The 18836-nt window shown below is 57.1% G+C and carries 20 protein-coding genes; 3 read left to right on the top strand and 17 right to left on the bottom strand.

Annotated elements, in window-relative coordinates; all coding sequences use genetic code 11:
* Nucleotides 1-22 precede the first annotated feature (22 nt).
* The 9 genes from PSDT_RS00960 to PSDT_RS00920 form a co-directional block, all read right to left on the bottom strand.
* Entirely contained in the window at nucleotides 23-865 is an 843-nt protein-coding gene (locus tag PSDT_RS00960) for a tyrosine-type recombinase/integrase (RefSeq protein ID WP_006289532.1), read from the bottom strand.
* 69 nt (nucleotides 866-934) lie between these two features.
* A complete protein-coding gene (locus tag PSDT_RS00955; RefSeq protein WP_006289531.1) occupies nucleotides 935-1153 on the bottom strand; it encodes a hypothetical protein in 219 nt (72 codons plus the stop codon).
* A 50-nt stretch (nucleotides 1154-1203) separates the two neighbouring features.
* Nucleotides 1204-1395 (bottom strand): hypothetical protein, encoded by a 192-nt coding sequence (locus PSDT_RS00950; protein WP_006290739.1) that lies wholly within the window; start codon nucleotides 1393-1395, stop codon nucleotides 1204-1206.
* Nucleotides 1392-1976, bottom strand: a complete 585-nt coding sequence (locus PSDT_RS00945; protein ID WP_006289529.1) for a ParA family protein — start codon at nucleotides 1974-1976, stop codon at nucleotides 1392-1394. The genes PSDT_RS00950 and PSDT_RS00945 overlap by 4 nt, the downstream gene beginning before the upstream one ends.
* Before the next feature lie 43 nt (nucleotides 1977-2019).
* Nucleotides 2020-2571, bottom strand: coding sequence for a class I SAM-dependent methyltransferase (locus tag PSDT_RS00940; RefSeq protein WP_006289528.1), 552 nt, complete (start codon nucleotides 2569-2571; stop codon nucleotides 2020-2022).
* A gap of 454 nt (nucleotides 2572-3025) precedes the next feature.
* A complete protein-coding gene (locus PSDT_RS00935; protein WP_006289527.1) occupies nucleotides 3026-3397 on the bottom strand; it encodes a hypothetical protein in 372 nt (123 codons plus the stop codon).
* A gap of 6 nt (nucleotides 3398-3403) precedes the next feature.
* Nucleotides 3404-4390, bottom strand: coding sequence for a hypothetical protein (locus tag PSDT_RS00930; protein ID WP_006289526.1), 987 nt, complete (start codon nucleotides 4388-4390; stop codon nucleotides 3404-3406).
* 514 nt (nucleotides 4391-4904) lie between these two features.
* A complete protein-coding gene (gene abiEi, locus PSDT_RS00925) occupies nucleotides 4905-5456 on the bottom strand; it encodes a type IV toxin-antitoxin system AbiEi family antitoxin (RefSeq protein ID WP_397224638.1) in 552 nt (183 codons plus the stop codon).
* Between the two features lie 92 nt (nucleotides 5457-5548).
* Nucleotides 5549-5998 (bottom strand): DUF6790 family protein, encoded by a 450-nt coding sequence (locus tag PSDT_RS00920; RefSeq protein ID WP_036737611.1) that lies wholly within the window; start codon nucleotides 5996-5998, stop codon nucleotides 5549-5551.
* Nucleotides 5999-6184: 186 nt separating this feature from the next.
* Here PSDT_RS00920 and PSDT_RS00915 point away from each other — a divergent pair, with 186 nt between their 5' ends.
* Both PSDT_RS00915 and PSDT_RS00910 read left to right on the top strand, forming a co-directional pair.
* Nucleotides 6185-6676, top strand: a complete 492-nt coding sequence (locus PSDT_RS00915; protein ID WP_006290742.1) for an HXXEE domain-containing protein — start codon at nucleotides 6185-6187, stop codon at nucleotides 6674-6676.
* Nucleotides 6677-7177: 501 nt separating this feature from the next.
* Nucleotides 7178-9604: a Cna B-type domain-containing protein gene (locus PSDT_RS00910; protein WP_006290743.1), complete on the top strand. Its 2427-nt coding sequence runs from the start codon at nucleotides 7178-7180 to the stop codon at nucleotides 9602-9604.
* A 594-nt stretch (nucleotides 9605-10198) separates the two neighbouring features.
* On the opposite strand, the gene PSDT_RS08215 is transcribed toward PSDT_RS00910, so the two are convergent.
* Genes PSDT_RS08215 through PSDT_RS08635 form a run of 4 tightly spaced genes read right to left on the bottom strand, consistent with a single transcriptional unit; the run spans nucleotide 10199 to nucleotide 12416 of the window.
* Nucleotides 10199-10495, bottom strand: a complete 297-nt coding sequence (locus PSDT_RS08215; RefSeq protein ID WP_154645722.1) for a hypothetical protein — start codon at nucleotides 10493-10495, stop codon at nucleotides 10199-10201.
* Between the two features lie 54 nt (nucleotides 10496-10549).
* Nucleotides 10550-11560 carry an AraC family transcriptional regulator gene (locus tag PSDT_RS00905; RefSeq protein ID WP_006289521.1) on the bottom strand — a complete coding sequence of 337 codons (1011 nt, stop codon included), beginning with the start codon at nucleotides 11558-11560 and terminating at the stop codon, nucleotides 10550-10552.
* Between the two features lie 53 nt (nucleotides 11561-11613).
* Complete coding sequence (locus PSDT_RS08640) at nucleotides 11614-12108, bottom strand: SDR family NAD(P)-dependent oxidoreductase (protein ID WP_006290747.1); 495 nt, start codon at nucleotides 12106-12108, stop codon at nucleotides 11614-11616.
* Complete coding sequence (locus PSDT_RS08635; protein WP_006290748.1) at nucleotides 12087-12416, bottom strand: SDR family NAD(P)-dependent oxidoreductase; 330 nt, start codon at nucleotides 12414-12416, stop codon at nucleotides 12087-12089. The genes PSDT_RS08640 and PSDT_RS08635 overlap by 22 nt, the downstream gene beginning before the upstream one ends.
* A 276-nt stretch (nucleotides 12417-12692) precedes the next feature.
* Between PSDT_RS08635 and PSDT_RS00895 the strand changes: the two genes are divergently transcribed.
* Nucleotides 12693-13082, top strand: coding sequence for a hypothetical protein (locus PSDT_RS00895; RefSeq protein ID WP_006289520.1), 390 nt, complete (start codon nucleotides 12693-12695; stop codon nucleotides 13080-13082).
* Between the two features lie 114 nt (nucleotides 13083-13196).
* On the opposite strand, the gene pulA is transcribed toward PSDT_RS00895, so the two are convergent.
* From pulA to PSDT_RS00875, 4 genes are all read right to left on the bottom strand, one after another.
* A complete protein-coding gene (gene pulA, locus PSDT_RS00890; RefSeq protein ID WP_006290749.1) occupies nucleotides 13197-15389 on the bottom strand; it encodes a type I pullulanase in 2193 nt (730 codons plus the stop codon).
* 28 nt (nucleotides 15390-15417) lie between these two features.
* On the bottom strand, nucleotides 15418-16362 hold the full coding sequence (locus tag PSDT_RS00885; RefSeq protein ID WP_006289516.1) for an AEC family transporter: 945 nt from the start codon (nucleotides 16360-16362) through the stop codon (nucleotides 15418-15420).
* A gap of 92 nt (nucleotides 16363-16454) precedes the next feature.
* Nucleotides 16455-18005 (bottom strand): Maf family protein, encoded by a 1551-nt coding sequence (locus PSDT_RS00880; RefSeq protein WP_006289515.1) that lies wholly within the window; start codon nucleotides 18003-18005, stop codon nucleotides 16455-16457.
* Nucleotides 18005-18811 carry a fumarylacetoacetate hydrolase family protein gene (locus PSDT_RS00875; RefSeq protein ID WP_006289514.1) on the bottom strand — a complete coding sequence of 269 codons (807 nt, stop codon included), beginning with the start codon at nucleotides 18809-18811 and terminating at the stop codon, nucleotides 18005-18007. Before PSDT_RS00875 ends, PSDT_RS00880 begins: the two co-directional genes overlap by 1 nt.
* Nucleotides 18812-18836: the final 25 nt, after the last annotated feature.

Genomic DNA, 18836 nt, shown 5'->3' with positions numbered 1-18836 from the left:
CTCCCTTCACTGTTGATTGTAGTTAGGCTTGGCGATGTTGCCGGTAGATGACCAGCTGGTCTACCGCTTGTTTCAGATCGTCTTGCGTGCTGTAAATGTAGGCTTGCGTGGTGGCCAGGCTCTCGTGGCCTAGCATTCCTTGGACTTTGACTGCGTCTCCGGTCGCATGCCAGAGGTCGGTGGCGAAGCGGCGGCGGATGGCGTGCGGTGTGGCTCCTGTGGCTCGTTTGACGTACCGGTAGACGGTATCAGGGTGGACGTGCCCGTGGAAGCGTCCTGGGAAGAGGTAGCCGTCTGGCATGGCGGTGAGGATTTGTTGCAGGCGTTGGGATAGCGGTAGGATCCTGTCCTTATCGCCTTTGCCATGGATGATGATGGTCGTGTATTTGTCTTCTTGGATGAGGTCCTCTTTGCGAATTTGGGCGAGCTCACTTCTACGGACTCCTAGGTCGGCGAGCATCATGACCATGAGGCGCGCGGTGGGGTCCGGGTCGTGCAGGCCTTTCTCGACTTGTTGACGGCTGGCGGGCCTCATTTTGTGCTTGTCTCTTTTGACTTTCGGCAGTGCGGCCAGGGGGTTGTCTTCCCGTAGGCCAGCGGTGATCAGGTAGTCGAAGAAGCTGTTGAAAGCGTTCCTGTTGTTTCTGATTCCATTGGCGCTTAATCCCCTGTCCATGTAGTCGATGATGTCCTCGTCACTGATTTGGTAGACGGGCTTGTTCAGGATGAGAGCGAGACGGCTGACGTTGTACCACCAGTTTTCGATAGTGGCTGGTGTGCAGCCGCGGATTCTGAGGTATTTGACCCATTGGTCGAGCAGGGGAACCCATTCCTGGGGTGGTTGTCTGTGCGTTGGATATTCCATAACCGTATCCTTCCTCTCACATGCATAGATTTCCCCTTACAATACCCGCGATACTAGCGTTTCTAGCGGCTAGTTCATCTGGTTCAGGTAGTGGCGGAGTGCTTCGTCGACGAGGTTTTGCAGTTTCATCTCGTGGTCGGCGGCGTATCGTTTCGCTCTTTTCCACGTATCTGGACGGACTTTCAGCCCGGTGGCTTTCCATTCGTCGCTCGTGGCTTGTGGGGTGGTGTGGGCGAGTTCCTGGATGGTGTGGTGTGTGGATTGTGGGATGAGGTTTATGTTTTTCATGGTTGTTCTTTCCCTGTGTTTTCGTGTGATTGTGTGATTTCACGCTGGTGTTATTGCTGGTAGTTTCTGATGAGCCAGGCGTGTGGTTTGCTGACTCTGGTGTGGTCGGTTTCCTGCCATTGTTTGTCTTCATCGCTCAGCTGGTTGAAGATCTCGATGGCTTCCTGGCTGCTGTCGGCGCTGATGGTGGCGCTCTGGTATTGGCAGATGGTTCTTTTCTGCTGGATGAGGTAGGTTTTCATGATTGTTCTCCTGTGATGGTTTGGCTGATCTCCTGCCATGCTTGTGCGTATTCCCAGAGCTTCACCGGTTTGTGTCCCATGCTTGTTTTGATGTCCTGGCGTTTGCGGATTTGGGCGTCGAAGATGGGTGTGGTCCACTGCTGGAAGGCGTCGGTGACGGCTTTGAGGGCTTTGGTGCCTTGCTCGACGCGGATGAGGAGGATGGCCGCTGGTGTTTTCGCTGTCTCCAGGGTCGCCCAGGCTTGCTGCACGTCCAGGGGGCTGTCCGAGCAGGGGATGATGGTGAAGTCGGCGGTTTCCATGGCTACGGCCAAGGCTGTGCCGGTGGGGGCGGCGTCCACGATCTCGATGCGGTCGGTCTTCCTGGGTCTTTTCAGGGTGGCCGGATTGGCGGGCAGCACATTGAAATCGAGAGGCTGGTTTTCCTGGGCGGCCAGGTCGGCCCATTGGCTGGCTGACCCTTGGGGATCGGCGTCCAGGACGACGGCCCGGTGGCCGCGCAGGCTGGCCGCCTGGGCGAGGTAGATGGCGGAGGTGGTCTTGCCCACTCCCCCTTTGGCGTTGGCGATGGTGATTCTCATGATTGCTGATTCCTTTCCTGTGTTTTCGTGTGATTGTGTGATTTCACGCTTGTGTTGAGGTTTCTTCGAGGAGGGTTCCTTGCAGGAATCCCGTGTCTTCTAGGGGTAGGGGGTTGGGTTGTTTGAGGAAGACTTCCCAGCGGGTTGAGGCGTGCTTGTCTCCGAGGATGGGGGTGCGGCCGAGGACGGCCAGGACGTCGGCCAGGTGGATTTGTGCCTGCGACCATTTGAACAGGAGGATGCCGGTGTTTTTCAGGACTCGGAGGCATTCGTCGAATCCGTCTTTCATGTAGGAGCGCCAGTCGGCGGGTAGTTGCCCGTATTGTGCTTTCATGAAGGACTTGGGTCCTGCCCAGATCAGATGGGGAGGGTCGAAGACCACCAGGTCGAAGTGATTGTCAGGGAAGGGCATGCGCCGGAAGTCGGCTATCACGTCCGGATTGACTGTCACGTGCTTGGTGACGCTGCCGTTGGTGATGTCCCTGTTCTCCTGGCGGATGTCCATGAAAGTGGTGTGAGGTTCGGTCTTGTCCCACCAGAACATGCGGGATCCGTAGCAGGCGTCCAGGATGCGGATCTCTTGCTTATCGTCCATGATTCCTCCCTATTGTCGCTTCTATGCTCTTTCACACTTGTGTTGACGTGTGATTGTGTGACAGAGTGAAATAGTTATAGTGTGAATGTGTTATGAGTTCGGAAAATAAAAAGGCTTAGAAAACGCCTCTAACTATTGACATCACTGTCAAAGGCACACTAAAATGAAAATTCGCGAAAGAAAAGAGCAGAGCGATAATGGCTTCGGATCGTAAAGTCGTGGGTTGTGGGTTCGAGTCCCACGGGGGGCACGCTTTTTTATACTTCACGCTTACCTCTTGTCCTCGATTCTATCCTTGTACTTTTGCAAGGACTATCGCGCTTTAGCATCATCTTTTTGGCATCATGGGAAATTAGCTGAGCCTATTTCTTGTCGGGCTCCCAAATGATGCCGTGGGAATCGTAAAGCTGGTTGGCCTGCTCGCCGCACGCCGCCAGCGCTCTCTGCCCAATTCTCAGAGGGGCTTGGGAGCGTCGCCGTGATGACGCTTGCGGGTGGCCCTTTCGTGGGCTTCTTGCTTGGTCTGATCCCATCCCTGCAGGTGTTGCTGGCGGGCCATCTCGTTCAAGTAATCCCGAATGGGGGTATCTTCCCGAATTCTATAGTTTTCGAAGTTACTGCAACTAAGTGCTACTAGAATCACTCCAAGGGAGACAGCGAAAAGGATCAGCAGAGCCCAGTCCTTCATGGTCATGAGGTTCCACCGGCCGATCTTGGCGAAGGTTTTCTCGGTTTGGTCGTTGTAATCCTTGGAAGCGAGGAGTACTATCCCGAAGACAACGATCAGGCATATACCCACCAAGAGTATTCCCCGGTCCTTTCTCACCTTAACTTATTGCGCTTGCGAGTGCAGCGCCGTGATGAGGGTCGAGCTGAGGATTTTCCCGGAATAATCGACGGCCACGGTCGTCTCCAAGGCCAGGATGATGGCCTGCCCCGTCATCGCGCAGCGGTCGCAGCGGTGCAGGAGGTCAGGCAGGAGCCGCCGTTCAAGAGTGACGGTTTGGGTGATGGCGCCGGTTTGCATCCGCCACCTGGTCCGCGAGTCGAAGTAGCAGGAGAGCGGCTGGGACACCGACAGGTCTACGGGGATGTTTGGAAGGTTGAGCCGGGCCCGCCACTCGCAGACGCTTGGCGGCTGCACCTCCTGGATAAGACGGGTGGGAGGGAGCGCGGACGATGCCTGCGCATCGGTGAGGGGCGTGTTCGGCCACAGATCCTGTGGCGGGGAGACGATGGCGATCAGCGCGCTGCTGCCTTCGAAGATCTCGCAATGCCGGGCGGAACTAGGAGCGAGGGTGAGCCGCATAAGACTGTATATCTTGCACTTCTTTGGAGTCAACGTGACTCGGATCGATGGCAGGCCGCCCGGGGAGGATGACCGCCCGCCAGACGAGTCCGCGCGGGAGGCTTCCTCTGCCGCCCATAGAGGGTAGATGAGTTGGAGGCAGGAGGCGAGGATGGATGTGGCCATTGCCTGGAAGGCGGAGGAGGGAAGCACCCGGGTGGAGTACTGCCTGCCGGAAAGGCGTGTATGGGAGATTTTCGGATAGTCGTCGTTCTGGTTCAGGGAAAGGATGACGTCTTCGGCAGGCCTGTCATCTTCAAAGACAGGAAAATCGCTGGAGAGGACAGAAAGATTGCAGGCGAGATCGGGAGGGCTGCCGGAGAAACTAGGGAGATTACGGGCGAGGAGACTGAGACCGGAGGCGATTTTCTCCGTGGAAAGCCCCGTCTCCGCGTACATGGCCGCACTGATGAGACTCAGGGCCAAAGGCTCGCAGCCGCCCACATCATCCCGCAGGATCTGGTCAAACATATTTTTCTCAAACTCTTGCTTAAACTCTAAGGCACACCATATGCGACAGTAGGAACAAAGCCACGCCTATGCCATAACTAAATACTGCCGCCTCAATGTTCATACCGTAGCCCGGCTTGATCCTGGTTTAAGAGACAAACCGTACCCCTTATGAACCGCTAGGTTATCGTATTGGATACTTAATCCACAAGCGTATTGTCTGGTGGGAATGCGCTGAAAATGTTGGTGCGGGTGGATTCCATGGCTTGGACCCATACTCCGCGGCCATGGTTCTTTCCCGAACGGCGGAGGGCAGGAAGCGGCTCATCTCCGTGGTGAAGGCGGTACTGTCGGATAAGGCGTGATGGATGCGGTCGAAAACAAGCGGATACTGATCCCGGTAAACCGATCGCTCCCGGTGATCCTCTTCTTTCAAACTCCGTAATCCCACCGCATGGGAGACGTCCACCTGGCTTATGCGGGACAGCCAGTTCAGATCCCACGAATGAGGACACCAATCCAGCGGAAGCGCAGATCATGATTCCGGCTCATCCGCATCCTCCATTTCCCTCACCAAATCCAGGTTACGGCCCACATGCCTCAAATCATCCACAGCCATCCGCCGGCTGGCCAAAGGCAAAGCACACCCCTGCGGATATTTCAAACCAGGAAGGATATCCCCCACACCCCGCTTGGTATGCGTGAACTCGATACTGCCATACGGGGTATCATACGCGCCGCTCCTGCCCGTCGTCATATACATGGTATGACCAACAGGAACCTGACTGATCACCCCATACGAAAACAAAGCCGACTCCAGACTCTCATACGTCACACACCCCCGACGCAGACTCCTGGCAATCAAATGGACCGTGTTCGCCTCAGCCACATGCCGCGAATACGCATACACATACACGCCATGCGCGGCCCGCACCAAAACCCCGGCCTTCACCAGCCGAGACAAGGTAGCGGACAAGACGTCACCCGACTCGCCCAGCAGCTTCGCCACATCCCGCTTCGCATACACATACCGGTCGAACCGACCATCCCACTCGGCAAGAACCTTCAAACACCCAGGCAGCCGCATACCACCAAGCATACGCAAATACTATAAAAAGGTACAATTACCGAGTATCCGATTGGCCGACGGGGGCGCCGCGCAACAATCCGGATCGTCAATCAGCGTACCAGGAACAAGAGGGCAAGCAGAGTGAGGGGAATGAGGAAATCAGGCAGGATGATCAGCACGTTCCCCACCTTATGGTTCCCCTCTTTGAGATCCTCCCGGATATGATTCACCCCGGCGCCTACGAGAAAGAAGACGAGAACAATGACCAGGGGAAGGCAACCCCTGCCACCGTCAACAAGACCGCTGTAGACGCCGCTGACGCCGATCCCCAACGATATCACCCCGATCTCCTTCTGAAACCCATTGGAGACCCAGCCGATACTCTTCGCCACCCGCTCACTGAAAAAGCAATGGCCGACGAAATTAAACAAACCGAAGAAACCGACCCCGCATGCCAGATGAGCCTGCAGACAATTCATGGCAAAACCCCTATCAGGCCACAGCAGACACAAAACACCGCCAACCAGCCAGCTGAGAATATAAGAAACCAGATAAACCATGATGAACCCCATCCCTTCGACACCGGCAGCACTGGACACCAGCAACAATACACCCCACCGGCCAGCTGGCCAGCCGCACCAGCCCCTTGGATGAATCCACCACGAGGGAACCCTCCCTACGGGGACCACGGGTATCATGAGTCATACCAGCCCATCACCCTTACCATGAAAGGTAAAAGACCTAGAATGCCCTCATCAACCGTTTATCTCCTGTTCCCCCTGTTCTTCATGCTCCACGAGCTGGAAGAGACCGCCTTCATGCCCCACTGGGCGATCCGGCAACGGATGCAAGCGAAACCCGGAAAGAAAAGGAAACGGATACCGCCCGTCTCCGCGAGGGACTTCACCCTCATGGTCCTGGAGGAGTACATCCTGCTGCTCGGCATCACCGGCATATGCTTGACAGCCCACTGGCTCGCCTTCTACCAGGCGATCATGATCGTCTACAACCTCCACATCATCATCCACATCATCCAGGCGATCACCCTGAAATCATACGTCCCCGGCTTATGGCTGGGAATCCTCTCCATGCTCCTGGTCAGCTGGCTCCTCCACACCTCCTGGCACGAGACCCACCTCACCCATGTCGCCGCCTGCCTGCCCCCGGCAGCCATCCTCGTAACCGGCAACCTGATCCTCATACATACCCTCGCCCAAAAAACAAACAAACAAAACTGACACACCCCACAGAACGATCATTTGATGTCTGGAGCCCGAGGGATGCCACAAGTGCCACTGGATTGAAGAACTCCGCCTGTCCAGCGTATGGAAGATCAATGGAAGATTTCTGTCTGTCAGAGTACTATTGGCCGTATAGCTGATATATGAAGAGAGACAACCTCTCCCCTCCTTAATCATCTCATGACACCGTCGTGAAGTCTCAGTATCTGGAGGGTTTCGGATCTCCTTTTATATCCGCTTACGGCGTCGCAATCTGCATGAGCAGAGCCCGATTCCGGTCGGCATGGTCCCAGAATCATGCTCAAAATTGAATGATAAAACAAAGATAAGGAGCAATAAGGTGGGTAACAATAACCATCTAAGAATCGCACCCCCCCCCCCCGCTACTTCGCGAGGATAACATGGGCGATTCTCGTTGCTGTCGCCATGTTGATTTCTTTGTTCCCTTCCAGCGTCGCTCATGCGGCAGGGAATGACGTCAGCAGCAATGTAACTTCCGTGTCTGTTTCTCCCGACCATATCAACGATGGGGAGAAGACGACTTTCAAAATGTCTTACGATGATCACGCCCAGAAAATCAAGGACGGAGATACCATCACCGTAAGCTGGCCGAGTAGCGGAACCGTTTATGGCGAAGGCTATTCGAAAACAATCGATCTTTACATCGACGGAGTCAACGTCGGCGTCCTCAAGGTGACGCCGCAAAATGCCGTCATCACTTTCAACAGCAATATCAACGATGTGGAGAACGTCCACGGATGGGCGGAATTCGACATCGAAGGCCGCAACTTGGCCAACACCAGTGACGAGAACACCGGATCTTTCACCATCACCAGTGGCGGATATTCAACCAGCGTCTCCGTGACCAAGTCGAAGTCCGGTACCGTCGGGGTCTTCTACTATAAGACCGGCGACATGCAACCAGACGACACGGATCACGTGCGCTGGTTCCTGAACATGAATAACGAGAAGGCCTATGTGGATGACCGCATCTACGTGACCGATCAGATTCAGCCAGGGCAGACCCTCGACCCCAAGAGCTTCGACATCACGGTGGAAGGGTATAACCCCGGCCATTTTGACGGTGCCGACGCCATCGCGAAATTCGAACAGGCCTATCCTGGCGCTTCCATCTCAGCGGATGCCAGCACCGGTAAGATCACCGTTTCGATTCCGCAGGATCAGGCGAACCTGAACAGCTTCAGCGTCATGTATCTGACAAGTGTCGATGACTATAACGCGAAGGAATTCAAGAACAACAGCCAAGCCTGGTACCACGAGCACAACAAGGATGCCGTGAACGGGAAAGAGTTCGATTATACCGTTCAGAACGTGAACGCGAATGGCGGGATCGATGGCACGAACCAGACAAGCGTATCCGTCAAGAAAGTCTGGAACGACAATAACGACAGCCGGCACAAGCGTCCCGCAAAGGTTCAAGTGCAGCTGCTCGCCAACGGGTATAAGACCGGTTCTCCAGTCACCTTGGACGCTTCGAACAGCTGGTCCCACACGTGGGAGAAGCTCGTCAAGAACGCCAAGGGAGCACCGATCAAGTACACCCTTGAAGAGGTCTCCGTTCCTTCTGGATACCAAGACCATTTCGCCCTGGATCCCACTGGCGTCAATGCCTTCACTCTCACGAACACCTACAAGCAAGTCGAAAAGATCGACTTTTCCGGCGAAAAGGTCTGGAAGGATTCCGACAACCAGGACGGAATCCGTCCCAGCAGCGTGACCATCACCCTGCTGCAAAACGGCAAGGATTACCTGACCACTCAGACCAATGCCGCTAATGGCTGGAAGTACTCCTTCAAGGGTGTCCCCAAGACCGATGACAAGGGGAAGGCCTACTCCTATTCAGTCAAGGAGACCCCTGTTGATGGTTACACTTCCACCGTTGACGGCTACACCATCACCAATACCCACAAGACGAAGACCATCAACATTTGTGGGAAAAAGGTCTGGGATGACGCCAATAACCAGGATGGCAAGAGGCCTCAGTCCGTGACCATCAACCTGCTGGCCAATGGCGTGAAGGTGAAGAGCGCGACTGCGACCGCGGCGACTCAGTGGGGATACATTTTCAAGGATCTTCCTGAGTTCGCCAAAGGTCAGAAGATTTCCTATACCGTTACCGAGGATGCGGTCGCTGGATACACCTCCACCGTTTCCGGTTCTACGGTGACGAATAAGCACACGCCTGAGGTGACGAGCCTGTCCGGGTCGAAGACCTGGAACGACAAGGATGATCAGGATGGGAAGCGTCCCGGCTCGATCACGGTGAACCTGCTGGCCGACGGGCGGAAGGTGAAGTCGGTGAAGGCGACCGCCGCCGGCGGGTGGAAGTACTCGTTCGCCGACGTGCCCGTGTACGCCAACGGCCGGAAGATCGTTTACACGGTGAGCGAGGACCCCGTCAAGGGGTACACTCCTTCCGTCAAGGGCTTGGACATCGAGAACTCCTATACTCCCGGCCAGACGAGCGTGTCCGTGGTCAAGAAGTGGGACGACCATGACGACCAGGACGGGTCCCGTCCCGCTTCCGTCCAGGTGCAGCTTTATGCCGATGGTCAGGCCTCCGGCTCTCCGGTGGTGTTGAACGCCGCGAACGAGTGGACCTACCGGTTCACGGGCTTGGCGGTGAACAAGGCAGGCAGGAAGATCGCCTACACGGTCAAGGAGGTGGACGCTGCGCAAGGCTATACCGCCACGGTGTCCGGTTCCGCCGCCGACGGCTTCACCATCACCAACAAGCACACGCCCGTGGTTCCTCCCACCCCGCGCAAGCCGTCCAAGCCGGTGACCCCGCGTCACCCGGTGTTGGCCAAGACGGGCGTGAACGCCATGGTGTTCGCCATCGCCTCCCTGGCCCTCCTGCTGACCGCCGGGGTGGCCCTGAGCCTGCGCAAGCGAATGGAGTAGATTCGCCCGCCATTTCAAATACTCCGTTACGCCGGCGTTCCAAAAACCTTGTCCGGCGTAACGGTCGCCATCCTCCTCATGGCGGCGTTTTCATGTACCTTGTAACGCAAACTGGGCTAATCTGTTCACATTGATGAGAAATTCATAGGACTTACTTTCTCTCACCTATGATTCCCACTAGAACAGGCGGGCTCAGAGAGGAGCGAGGGGGTGCCAAGCATAACGAATACCTGGCACCCCCTCTTTTATATATTTGTATAAATCAATCTCTTCACTATGTTGAGGTTATAGTGTTTAAAAATCCGGCTACCACTGAGTCAAAGTTTTAGACAAGCGACTGTTCCCAATAAGAACCATAAGGATTCATATGAAAGAACCGTGACTGTCCTAAGGCATGGCACATCATGGATGGGTTTCGTATTTTTCTTTGACAAGTAATGCGACCCCCATACCTGGATTGACCAGGATAATTCCAACAGTCACAATCGAATTGTTCTTTTCTCCATCCTTTATTTGAAGGATGCTCTTACGGAAGAAAAAGGCTCCGCTTACCGCTCCAATAGCCGCGCTGACAGTAAGAGTCAAAGCGAGAACTCAGTTGACCATTCCGAAATATGCATGAATAAGAAATCCAATTAGTGACAGGCCAGATAAAACGAAAACCGAAGTTCCTACTGTTTGAAGCGTGCTGCGTTCTAGAATAGTCAGCCCTGTAATAATTGAAGCGGTTCCGCTTGTCACTGCGATTCCTGATAAAAAGTCGCTTATGACGCCAAAAAGAATCGTATGAAAGCACGAATCCTTCCTACTCTTTTTCTCGCTTGTGTGATGGATAAGCTCAACTGGCATCCCCGCACAAAAGAGCAATAAAACCATAGGTTTTTTGATCATAGGTTTTTGAAGAGAAGGCGTTTACCATGCGGCATGCATCAGGCGCGGATGGAGTCATTCAGACCTTTCTTCTATCGGGTTTTTGAGGATGCTTAGGGTTGTTGGGGTTTTATTCTTGGGTTGTTGGGTGGTTGTGGTGTTTTTGTATTCGCTGACGCTTAGTCCGGTCCATTGGGTGAAGGCTCTGAGGAAGGAGTTTGGTTCCTGGTATCCCAGGAGGAAGGCGATGTCGCCACTGCTCATATCCGTGTTTCGTATGTAATGTTTCGCCAGGAGCTCGCGTGTGCTGTTGAGTTGTTGTTGGAATGTGGTGTTTTCCTTGGCGAGTCTTCGTTCCAATGTGCGTGGGCTGATCCCGAGGGTGGAGGCGACGTCTTTGATGGTCGTCCTCCCGCTGGGCAGGAGGCCGGTCAGGGCGCTGCGCACTTTCATGGCGGCTGGATCGCCTTCCTTCATTTCATAAAGCCGTCTTTGCAGTTCGGGCGCAAGGTAGTCCCACATTCCTTCGTTGTAGCTGATGAAGGGTTTGTCCATATCGGTGCGTTGGAAGATGATGCGGTTCCTTCCGCTTTTCCGTATGGGGCATCGCGCGTATCGGGACAGGTCTCCGGTCGTCGGCGGGTCTGTCATGTGGATTTGGATGGGGTGGATGACCGTCCGGGTGGCGGCGCGGATGATGTGGAGGAGGAATACCATTTCCGATTCCACCAGGAATTGCGGGAGGGAGAGTCCAACGCCGCTTGCCGCCATTTCCACCTCGACGGTGCGTTCGGTCGATATCGTCCGGTATCTCATGGGGGCGATGATCCGTTTGTATTCGCTGAGCCTCTCGCAACAGGTTTTCGCGTTTTCACTGCAATAGGCGGCGAAGAGGGGCGGGGAGAAGGATTCGACGCCGTCGGCGGACGCGATTCGGATCGGCAGCTGCGGATCCTTGGCTTGGGAGCCGACTGCGTCCATGAACCTGTAGTAAGCCGCCTCCTCAAGGGTCGGCCGGTGGCGGCTGAACAAGTCTTCCGGCGCTCCGGCTTCCCTGAGGGCTTCGCCGACGTTGATACCGAACATTTCGAGGTGGCTGCCGTATCGCCCGTCCAGAACGTATTTCCCCACGCCGCCGTTTACTCCCTCTTCGCCGACCCGGCGGTTTGCTGGTCGTACACGAAGTCCAGCATCGCCTTCCTGGGGGACATCGGGGCCAGGGCCATCATCGGCTTCTGCCAGCCGGGAAGACCCGCCGTCACGCTGAGCCTGCCGGCAGTCATGCCGTCGTACCCCGCCCGGGCGATCGCCATGGGGTCGACGGCGTTCGCGAACAGCTTCGTGTCGGAGAGGCCTCCCGCGTTCGCGAAGCCCGTTTGCATCGCCCCAGGCATCAGGACGGTGACCGTCACGCCCGTCCCCTTCAGCTCCCTCCATAAGGCGTTCGACCAGCTGGTGACATAAGCTTTGGTCGCGTAATACACCGCCTGCAGCGGCCCGGGCATGATGGCGGCTGTGGAAGACACATTCAGGATCCTCCCGCTTGCCCTGTCGATGAAATCGGGAAGGAAGAGTTTGCACAGTCGTGTGGGGGTCTCGATGTTCACCGCGATCATGGACATGTCCTGCTCCATGGTCCTTTCCCGGGCGAAATCCCCTGCCCGCCGAAACCGACGTTATTGATGAGATAATTCACGGTCCAACCATGACTTTTGCAAGTGTCATAGATCATGGCCGCTGCCGACGGGTCAGACAGGTCAGCGGCGATGGTATGAACCTGCACGCCGTATTCCCTCCCCACCTTCTCCGCCTGCTCCTCCAGCTTCCGCTGGCTGCGCCCGACAAGAATGAGACCGCCGCCACTTGCGGCGTGGATATCAGTGAAGCACGTGCCAAGACCACCGTAAGAGCCGGTGATAAGCGCTGTCCCTTTATCAGTCATAGGAATCCCTCCTGGAATGAATCACGAGATTACGAGTGAACGTTTCCAGTATACGCAGAAACCCCGAAACACATGACATCAATCCACGCCATAATCATATCAATTCACGCCATCGGATATCATTTTGCGCCGAAAGGCCTTTCGCGACGATTATTGACCGCAGTCAGCCAACCAGGACGACAGGAAGCGTTCATACGCACCGTGCCGTGGACAGAAGCCTTATTTCGCCAGACGCGAATATACTCATGATAGGGGTAGTCCGACAGGAGGATTCTTATGAAAAAGCTTTTTCGCTGGATATGCGGGATTTTAGGAATCATCGTAGCCATCGCCCTTATCGGTGGCGCAATCATCATGATCGACATCCACCGATACGGGGCGGGAAGAGTCACCTTTCCGCAAGTCGTAGAGGTCAACCTGCGCCATGATCTCGTCTCGGTCGGGAAAGACGGAAAAGGCGAGTATTTCCTCACGGACCACGCGTGGACCAACGACAGGCTCCTCAAACTCGGATATAAGGAGACGGACCGCATGGGGACGGAAGGCTTTTACATCGCCCCGGACGGGACCCGGTTCAGTCTGGACGACACGAGCGATTGGTGCCCCTGGTTCCGCCTCCATCACATCAAGGGAACCACGCTTGACAAGCTCGGCCTTATCTCCTGAAGCACGCGGAACACACGCGGTAAGCGCAGCTAGCAAAAAACAGACCGCCCAACGATCGCTCAGCTACTTCCCGCTGCCCTCGACTACCGCTGCGCGCTACTCCCGTATCTCCAGCTACTTCCGGTAGGTAGACCGCAGAACCAGGGTCTCCAAAGGAGCGACCCGGCATTCATCGTTGACGATCAACCGGTTCTTCAAAGGCAAACGATCGCGCTGGGGCATAGTCGAATAATCCCACACATGCCGGTCGCTGACCACGGTCTCCCAGACGCCGGACTCCACCCCCGGCACAACCCGGGGGTTCAGGTTGGAGTTGAAAATCAGCACATAGGATTCATACCGTTTTCGGGTGTCGAAGAATTCCAAGGCCACCACGCCGTCCTCCTGCTTGATGATCCGGGAATGAGCGGTGATCTGCCCGTAATCACTCATCCGGAAATAGGGGCAATCGCGCCGGAAGGCGATAAGCCCGCGGGCGTAATCCACACTACTTTGGAACTCTTCGGACCGCTCCCAGTCCACGGCGTTGACCTTGTCCGGCGAACGGTAGGAATTCCCATCCCCACCTTTGGTCCTCAGGAAGCACTGCCCCACTTGGACCTCCGGAATCCCCAGTGACAGCAAGACCATGGAAGTGGCCAGGTCGCAGCGGCGGCGCAGATCGGCCAAAGTATCCCCGGGCAGGGAGGCCTTGAGCTTATCGAAAAGGGTGTAGTTGTCATGCACTTCCACGTATTGCACCCGCTGGGAAGCATCGGTGAAGTAATGGGGCCGATAGTAGCCGCCCAGCATCTCGGAGGCGATGACCCCCTCTTCCCCCCTCCTGCCGGCAACGAAGCCCAGGGAGCGCTGGTTGAAGGTATCGCCTTTGAGGGCGTCACGCAAAACATCATTGAAGAAGCCGATCCCCGGCATCTTACGGGCATTGCGCTGGCTGGCGTGCTCCCCGGCAGGAAGGCTGGTCTCCAAATTCCACCCTTCGCCCAGGACGACGATGGTGGGGTCTATCTTGTTCAGCTGGCGACGGATGATGTTCATGGTCTCTATATCCAGATTCCCCATGAGGTCGAAGCGGAAGCCGTCCAGATGGTATTCGCGGGCCCAGTAGAGGACGGAATCCACGATGTATTTGCGGGCCATGAGACGTTCGGAGGCCACGTCGTTGCCGCAACCGGTCCCATTGGACGCAGTGCCATCAGGATTGGTCCGGAAGAAGTAGCCGGGGACGGTCCGCTCGAAGGGGTGGGAAGCCACATCATAAACATGGTTGTAAACCACGTCCATGATCACCCGAATCCCGGTCTTCTGCAGGCCGTTGATCATGGCCTTCATCTCCACGACGCGGGCGCGGGGGTCGGAGGGGTCGGAGGAATAGGAGCCTTCCGGCACGTTGTAGTTGACCGGGTCATACCCCCAGTTGTACTGACTGTTGAAAACGTGATGAGGCTTGAGCTCGTCCACGGACCCGTAATCGTACATGGGCATGATCTGCACGTAATGGATGCCCTGGCTGAGCAGGTAGGACAAACCGGTAGGGGCCCCATCCAGGGTATGGGTATTCGGCTCGATGACTCCCCGGAAGCGGCCACGTTTAGGCTCAGGGACCCCGGAGTTCTCCGCGATGGTGAAGTCGCGGATGTGCAGCTCCATGATTGTATCCTGAAGGCGGCCTGCTCCCAGAATGGTCCGGGTGGCTTCCAAGGAGACGGCCCGCGGCTTGTCCGCCTGCCAGTCCGGATCCTCCGGCCGCATGGCCGGATCGCTGAGAATGACGGCCCTACCTCCGTTGGCGACGGTGGCCCTCGCATAGGGGTCGGAAGCCGTCGTCAGGCTGCCGTCCATGAATTCGATGCGGAAGTCGTAAGCCTTGCCGTTAAGGTCTCCGCGGACGCAGGTCCGCCAAACTCCGCGGTACGTACGTTCCATGAGGAAGGAGTCCGTCTCCACGGCGTAAGCCTCATCCGAGTCGTAGAGGCAAAGGGTGACTTTGTAAGCGGTGGGAGCCCAGAGGGCGAAGGAGGTGGAGGCCGGGCCGTAATCATAGCCCAAGCGGCCGTAATAGGCGAAAGTCTTGTCGAAGGCCAGGGAGAAACGCCGGTGTACGGCTTCGGTCAGCAGTTGGGCCTGATAACGGTTTTCGGCCACTTCACGAATCCGGCGGGCGGTGAAAGCCTCTTTGCCGTTCCCGTAAACACGGGACCTTGGCCTGTGGCCTGCGAAGTCCCCTCTGGCCTTATCCGGCGAAGCTTGGACAGAAGCCGCCTCGCCATCATTCGACAGGGAAAAGGTCTGCCCTTTATCAGTCATGAAAAACACCTCCCAAAATTCGACATACCTATCCTAACAGCAAAGCTACCAAAGCGATGCTGGCAGGAGCGGTCATTGTGGATATCAGGACCCCATCCCGAGCGAAGGCAGTCCCTGTATCGTATTGAACGGCGTAATTATAGACGTTCTGCCCGGCGGGCAAGGCGGCAAGGACAACGCAGCCGTAAAGGACACGGCCCCTAAAACCCATGGCATAGGCAAGGAGGAAAGCCACAATCGGCATGACGATGTTTTTCAACACGCAAACGGTGAAGACGGCGGCCTTGTTCGTTCGTCTGTCGCTCAAGGGTTGGCTGCCATGCAATGACATGCCGAATGCCATAAGAATCATGGGAACGGCGCATTGTCCGATCATGTGAAGAGGTTGGAAGAGTATATTCGGGATGATGTAGTGTCCGACCGCTCCGGAGATGGCGGAGACCGCGATGCCCCCCAGGGAACCGATCAACAAGGGTTGCCGCAAGGGCTCCGTGGCTATGCGCTTGGCGGAGATCTTAGCCCCTGTGGTCCCATCCAATACTGTCAGGGCGATGGGGGTGAAGAGGGCCTGTTGCATGACCAGGATAGGGGCCACGAGAGTCGGCCTGCCTAGAATATAGGTCGCCACAGGCAGACCGATATTGTTGGAATTCAAATAGAGGGAATTCAAAGCTCCTACGGTCGCATTGGCGGCGTCGAGGTGGAAAAAGAGCGCATTGATGATAAGAAAAAGCGCTCCGACGGCCATAGCGGAGAAAAAAGCGACGATAATGGTTCTATCGAAAAGGGTCCCCAACTTCTCCCTGGATAGAATCGTGAACATAAGACAGGGATTAGCTACGAAAAAGCTGTATCTGTTCAGCACCATCTGGGCGTTTGGCCCGCCAACGCGAAAACGGGCGGCGATGTATCCCGTGAGAATGACCGCCCCGATGATGAAAAACCCTTGCAACGAGCTGATGAAAGCCGTCACTGATTCGCCTCCCGCATGATTATGATTCCTGGGCTTCCGAAATTCCCGATTTCTTGGTTTCCCAGTTTCTTTATTTCTTGGTTTCCGGCGGTTCAGGATTCTGCCGGGGCCAGACGATTGATGGTGGCCAGGAAATGCGGCCAATCCTGGGCGAAGGCGGACAGAAGCCGCAGGTCGGGTATCCTTTCAAGGGGGATCCAGGCGACCTCCGTGCTTTCATCGTCGCTGGCGTAAGGATGGACCTGCCGGCCGGGTTTTTCGAAGGCGATGACGGTGGTGTAGGCCCAGGGTCCGTGGTCTTCGCGATAGGCCGCGCGGATGGCCAGGTCGCCGGCGGAGATGCCTGCTTCCTCCCCGCTTTCCCGCAAGGCCCCTTCCAGGGGGTTCTCCCCATCGGACAAGGCCCCGCCCGGCACTCCCCAGGTTCCCCCTTCGGCCGACCAGGCGGCCCGATGTTGCAGGACCACATGGGTGGGCGAGCCGGTGGCAGGGTCCCGGCGGACCAGAAGAAGGCCGGCGGCCCCGTTCAGACCCCAGTGCCGGTGGCCGCACGGGCAGTCGATCCATCCATCGCCGGGTTGGTTGATGTTCCCATCCGGCACGTTCACGGCGGCTCGGCGGTCTTTCCCGGACAGATAATCGCGGAAGGCGGGCGCTTGGCTGGTAGCTGCGGCGGAGGAGCTGGCGGAATCGGAGTTGGAGTCGGAAAGCGAATCAGTGGCCAGCTCAAGCCTCCCCCGCGACTTCGCCATGTTCCACAAGGCGGGCCAGGGCAGGTCGAAACGGCCGAGCATCTTCCTCAGCAAAGGCAGGCTCAGGCCCATCACCCCGCTGGGGTCACCGGAAACGGAGTCGATGAAGGCGGACCCCAGACCTTCCAAAGTGAAGCATCCGGCCACTTCCAAAGGCTCCCCGGAGGCGATGTAGACCTCGATGTCGGCGTCGGTGTAATCGGCGAAATGCACCCGGGCCTGGCTGACGGCCCTTTCCTCCCTTCCGCTGAAAGGGTCGATCAGGCAATGCCCGGTCCACAGGACGCCGGTCTGGCCGCGCATGAGACGAAGCCGATCCCGGGCCACCTCAGGGCTGTGTGGCTTGCCGAAGACGTGCCCATTCAGGGCGAAAAGCGAATCGGCCCCCAAGACCAAAGGCCCGGCCCCATAAAGCCGGTGGAGGCCGGCGTAACCGGGGTCGGCCTGGAGAAAATCATGCAGGGATTGGGCTTTCGGCTGCGAAACTGCGGAAATCGCGGGGGCCTCGGAAGTCCCAGAAATTCCGGAAGTCTTAGAAACCGCAGAAGACGCGGAACCGGATCCACCGAATTGGGGCCGGTAGAATTCCATCAGGCCATCGGCTCCGTCTTCCGCCTCCCGCAGGGCCTGGGCGATGTCGGAGTAAGTCCGGGCCACCGCCCTCGCCTTGGCTTGGGAAAGGATCTCCACCCGCATGGCCGCGGGCATATCCGCCAAACCGATGCCGGCGGATGCGGCCGCCCGGGCCAGAGCCTCGCCTTCATCCACATGGGAAAGGCTGATGGTAGGCCGGATGCCCGCGTTGAGCAGGAGCCGGCGGCGGGAGGGGGACTGGGAGGCCAGGATGAGGGAAAGCGGGGGCCGGTCCAGGATGCGGAAAAGGTCGTCCATCAGTCGCCTTGCACCACGACGTTGCGCAAAGACCCCAGTCCTCGCACGGTCACCAGGGTCTCATCGCCCGGCTTGAGGGAGCCGGCGGCGTAAGGGGTGCCGGTCATGATCACATCGCCGGGCAGCAAGGTGGAGAAGCGGGAGATCTCCGCGATCTGTTCGGGGATGGAATGGATGAGCCCGGCCGTCGACCCCGAAGCCTCAGGCACGCCGACCCCGTTGAGATTGAAGAAGATCTGGGCGTCGGCGTAATCCAAGTCGGTCTCGATCCAGGGGCCGAGAGGGCAGGAGGTGTCGAACCCTTTGGCCCGGGTCCAGGTGGGGTCTTCAGCGGCGATGTCGGTCAAGGTGACGTCGTTGACGCAGGTGTAACCCAAGACGTAATCCATGGCCTCGGCCGGGGTCACCTTCTTGGTGATCCGGCCCATAATCACGGCCACTTCCGGCTCAAAATTCATGGCATGGGCGAAAGAAGGCAGGACGATGGGGTCATCAGGGCCGATGACGGAAGTGGAAGGCTTGGTGAAGATCACGGCTGGCTGCCGGGCAGCCTCTTCCCGCTCAGCCTGACTGGCCCCAGCCTTCTGATAGTTCTTCGCCAGACCGTAGACCTTGGATGGGATGATGGGGGCCAGGAGGCGGATCCCCTCCCCTTCCACCTCGAAGCGCCGCCCGGTCGGCTCCACAGGATTCGGACCGAAGGGGTAGCCGGTCAACTCGACCAGATAATCCTTCCGGTCGTTCGCGTCTTTCTGGACGAAGGCATAGGAGACGGAGTCATCATGACTGAAGCGTGCGATTCTCATAGCTTCCAGTCTAGCTGACCTTGGG

The organism is Parascardovia denticolens DSM 10105 = JCM 12538 (assembly GCF_001042675.1).
GTDB classification, from domain to species: domain Bacteria; phylum Actinomycetota; class Actinomycetes; order Actinomycetales; family Bifidobacteriaceae; genus Scardovia; species Scardovia denticolens.
This window is presented reverse-complemented; position numbering and strand designations above follow the sequence as displayed.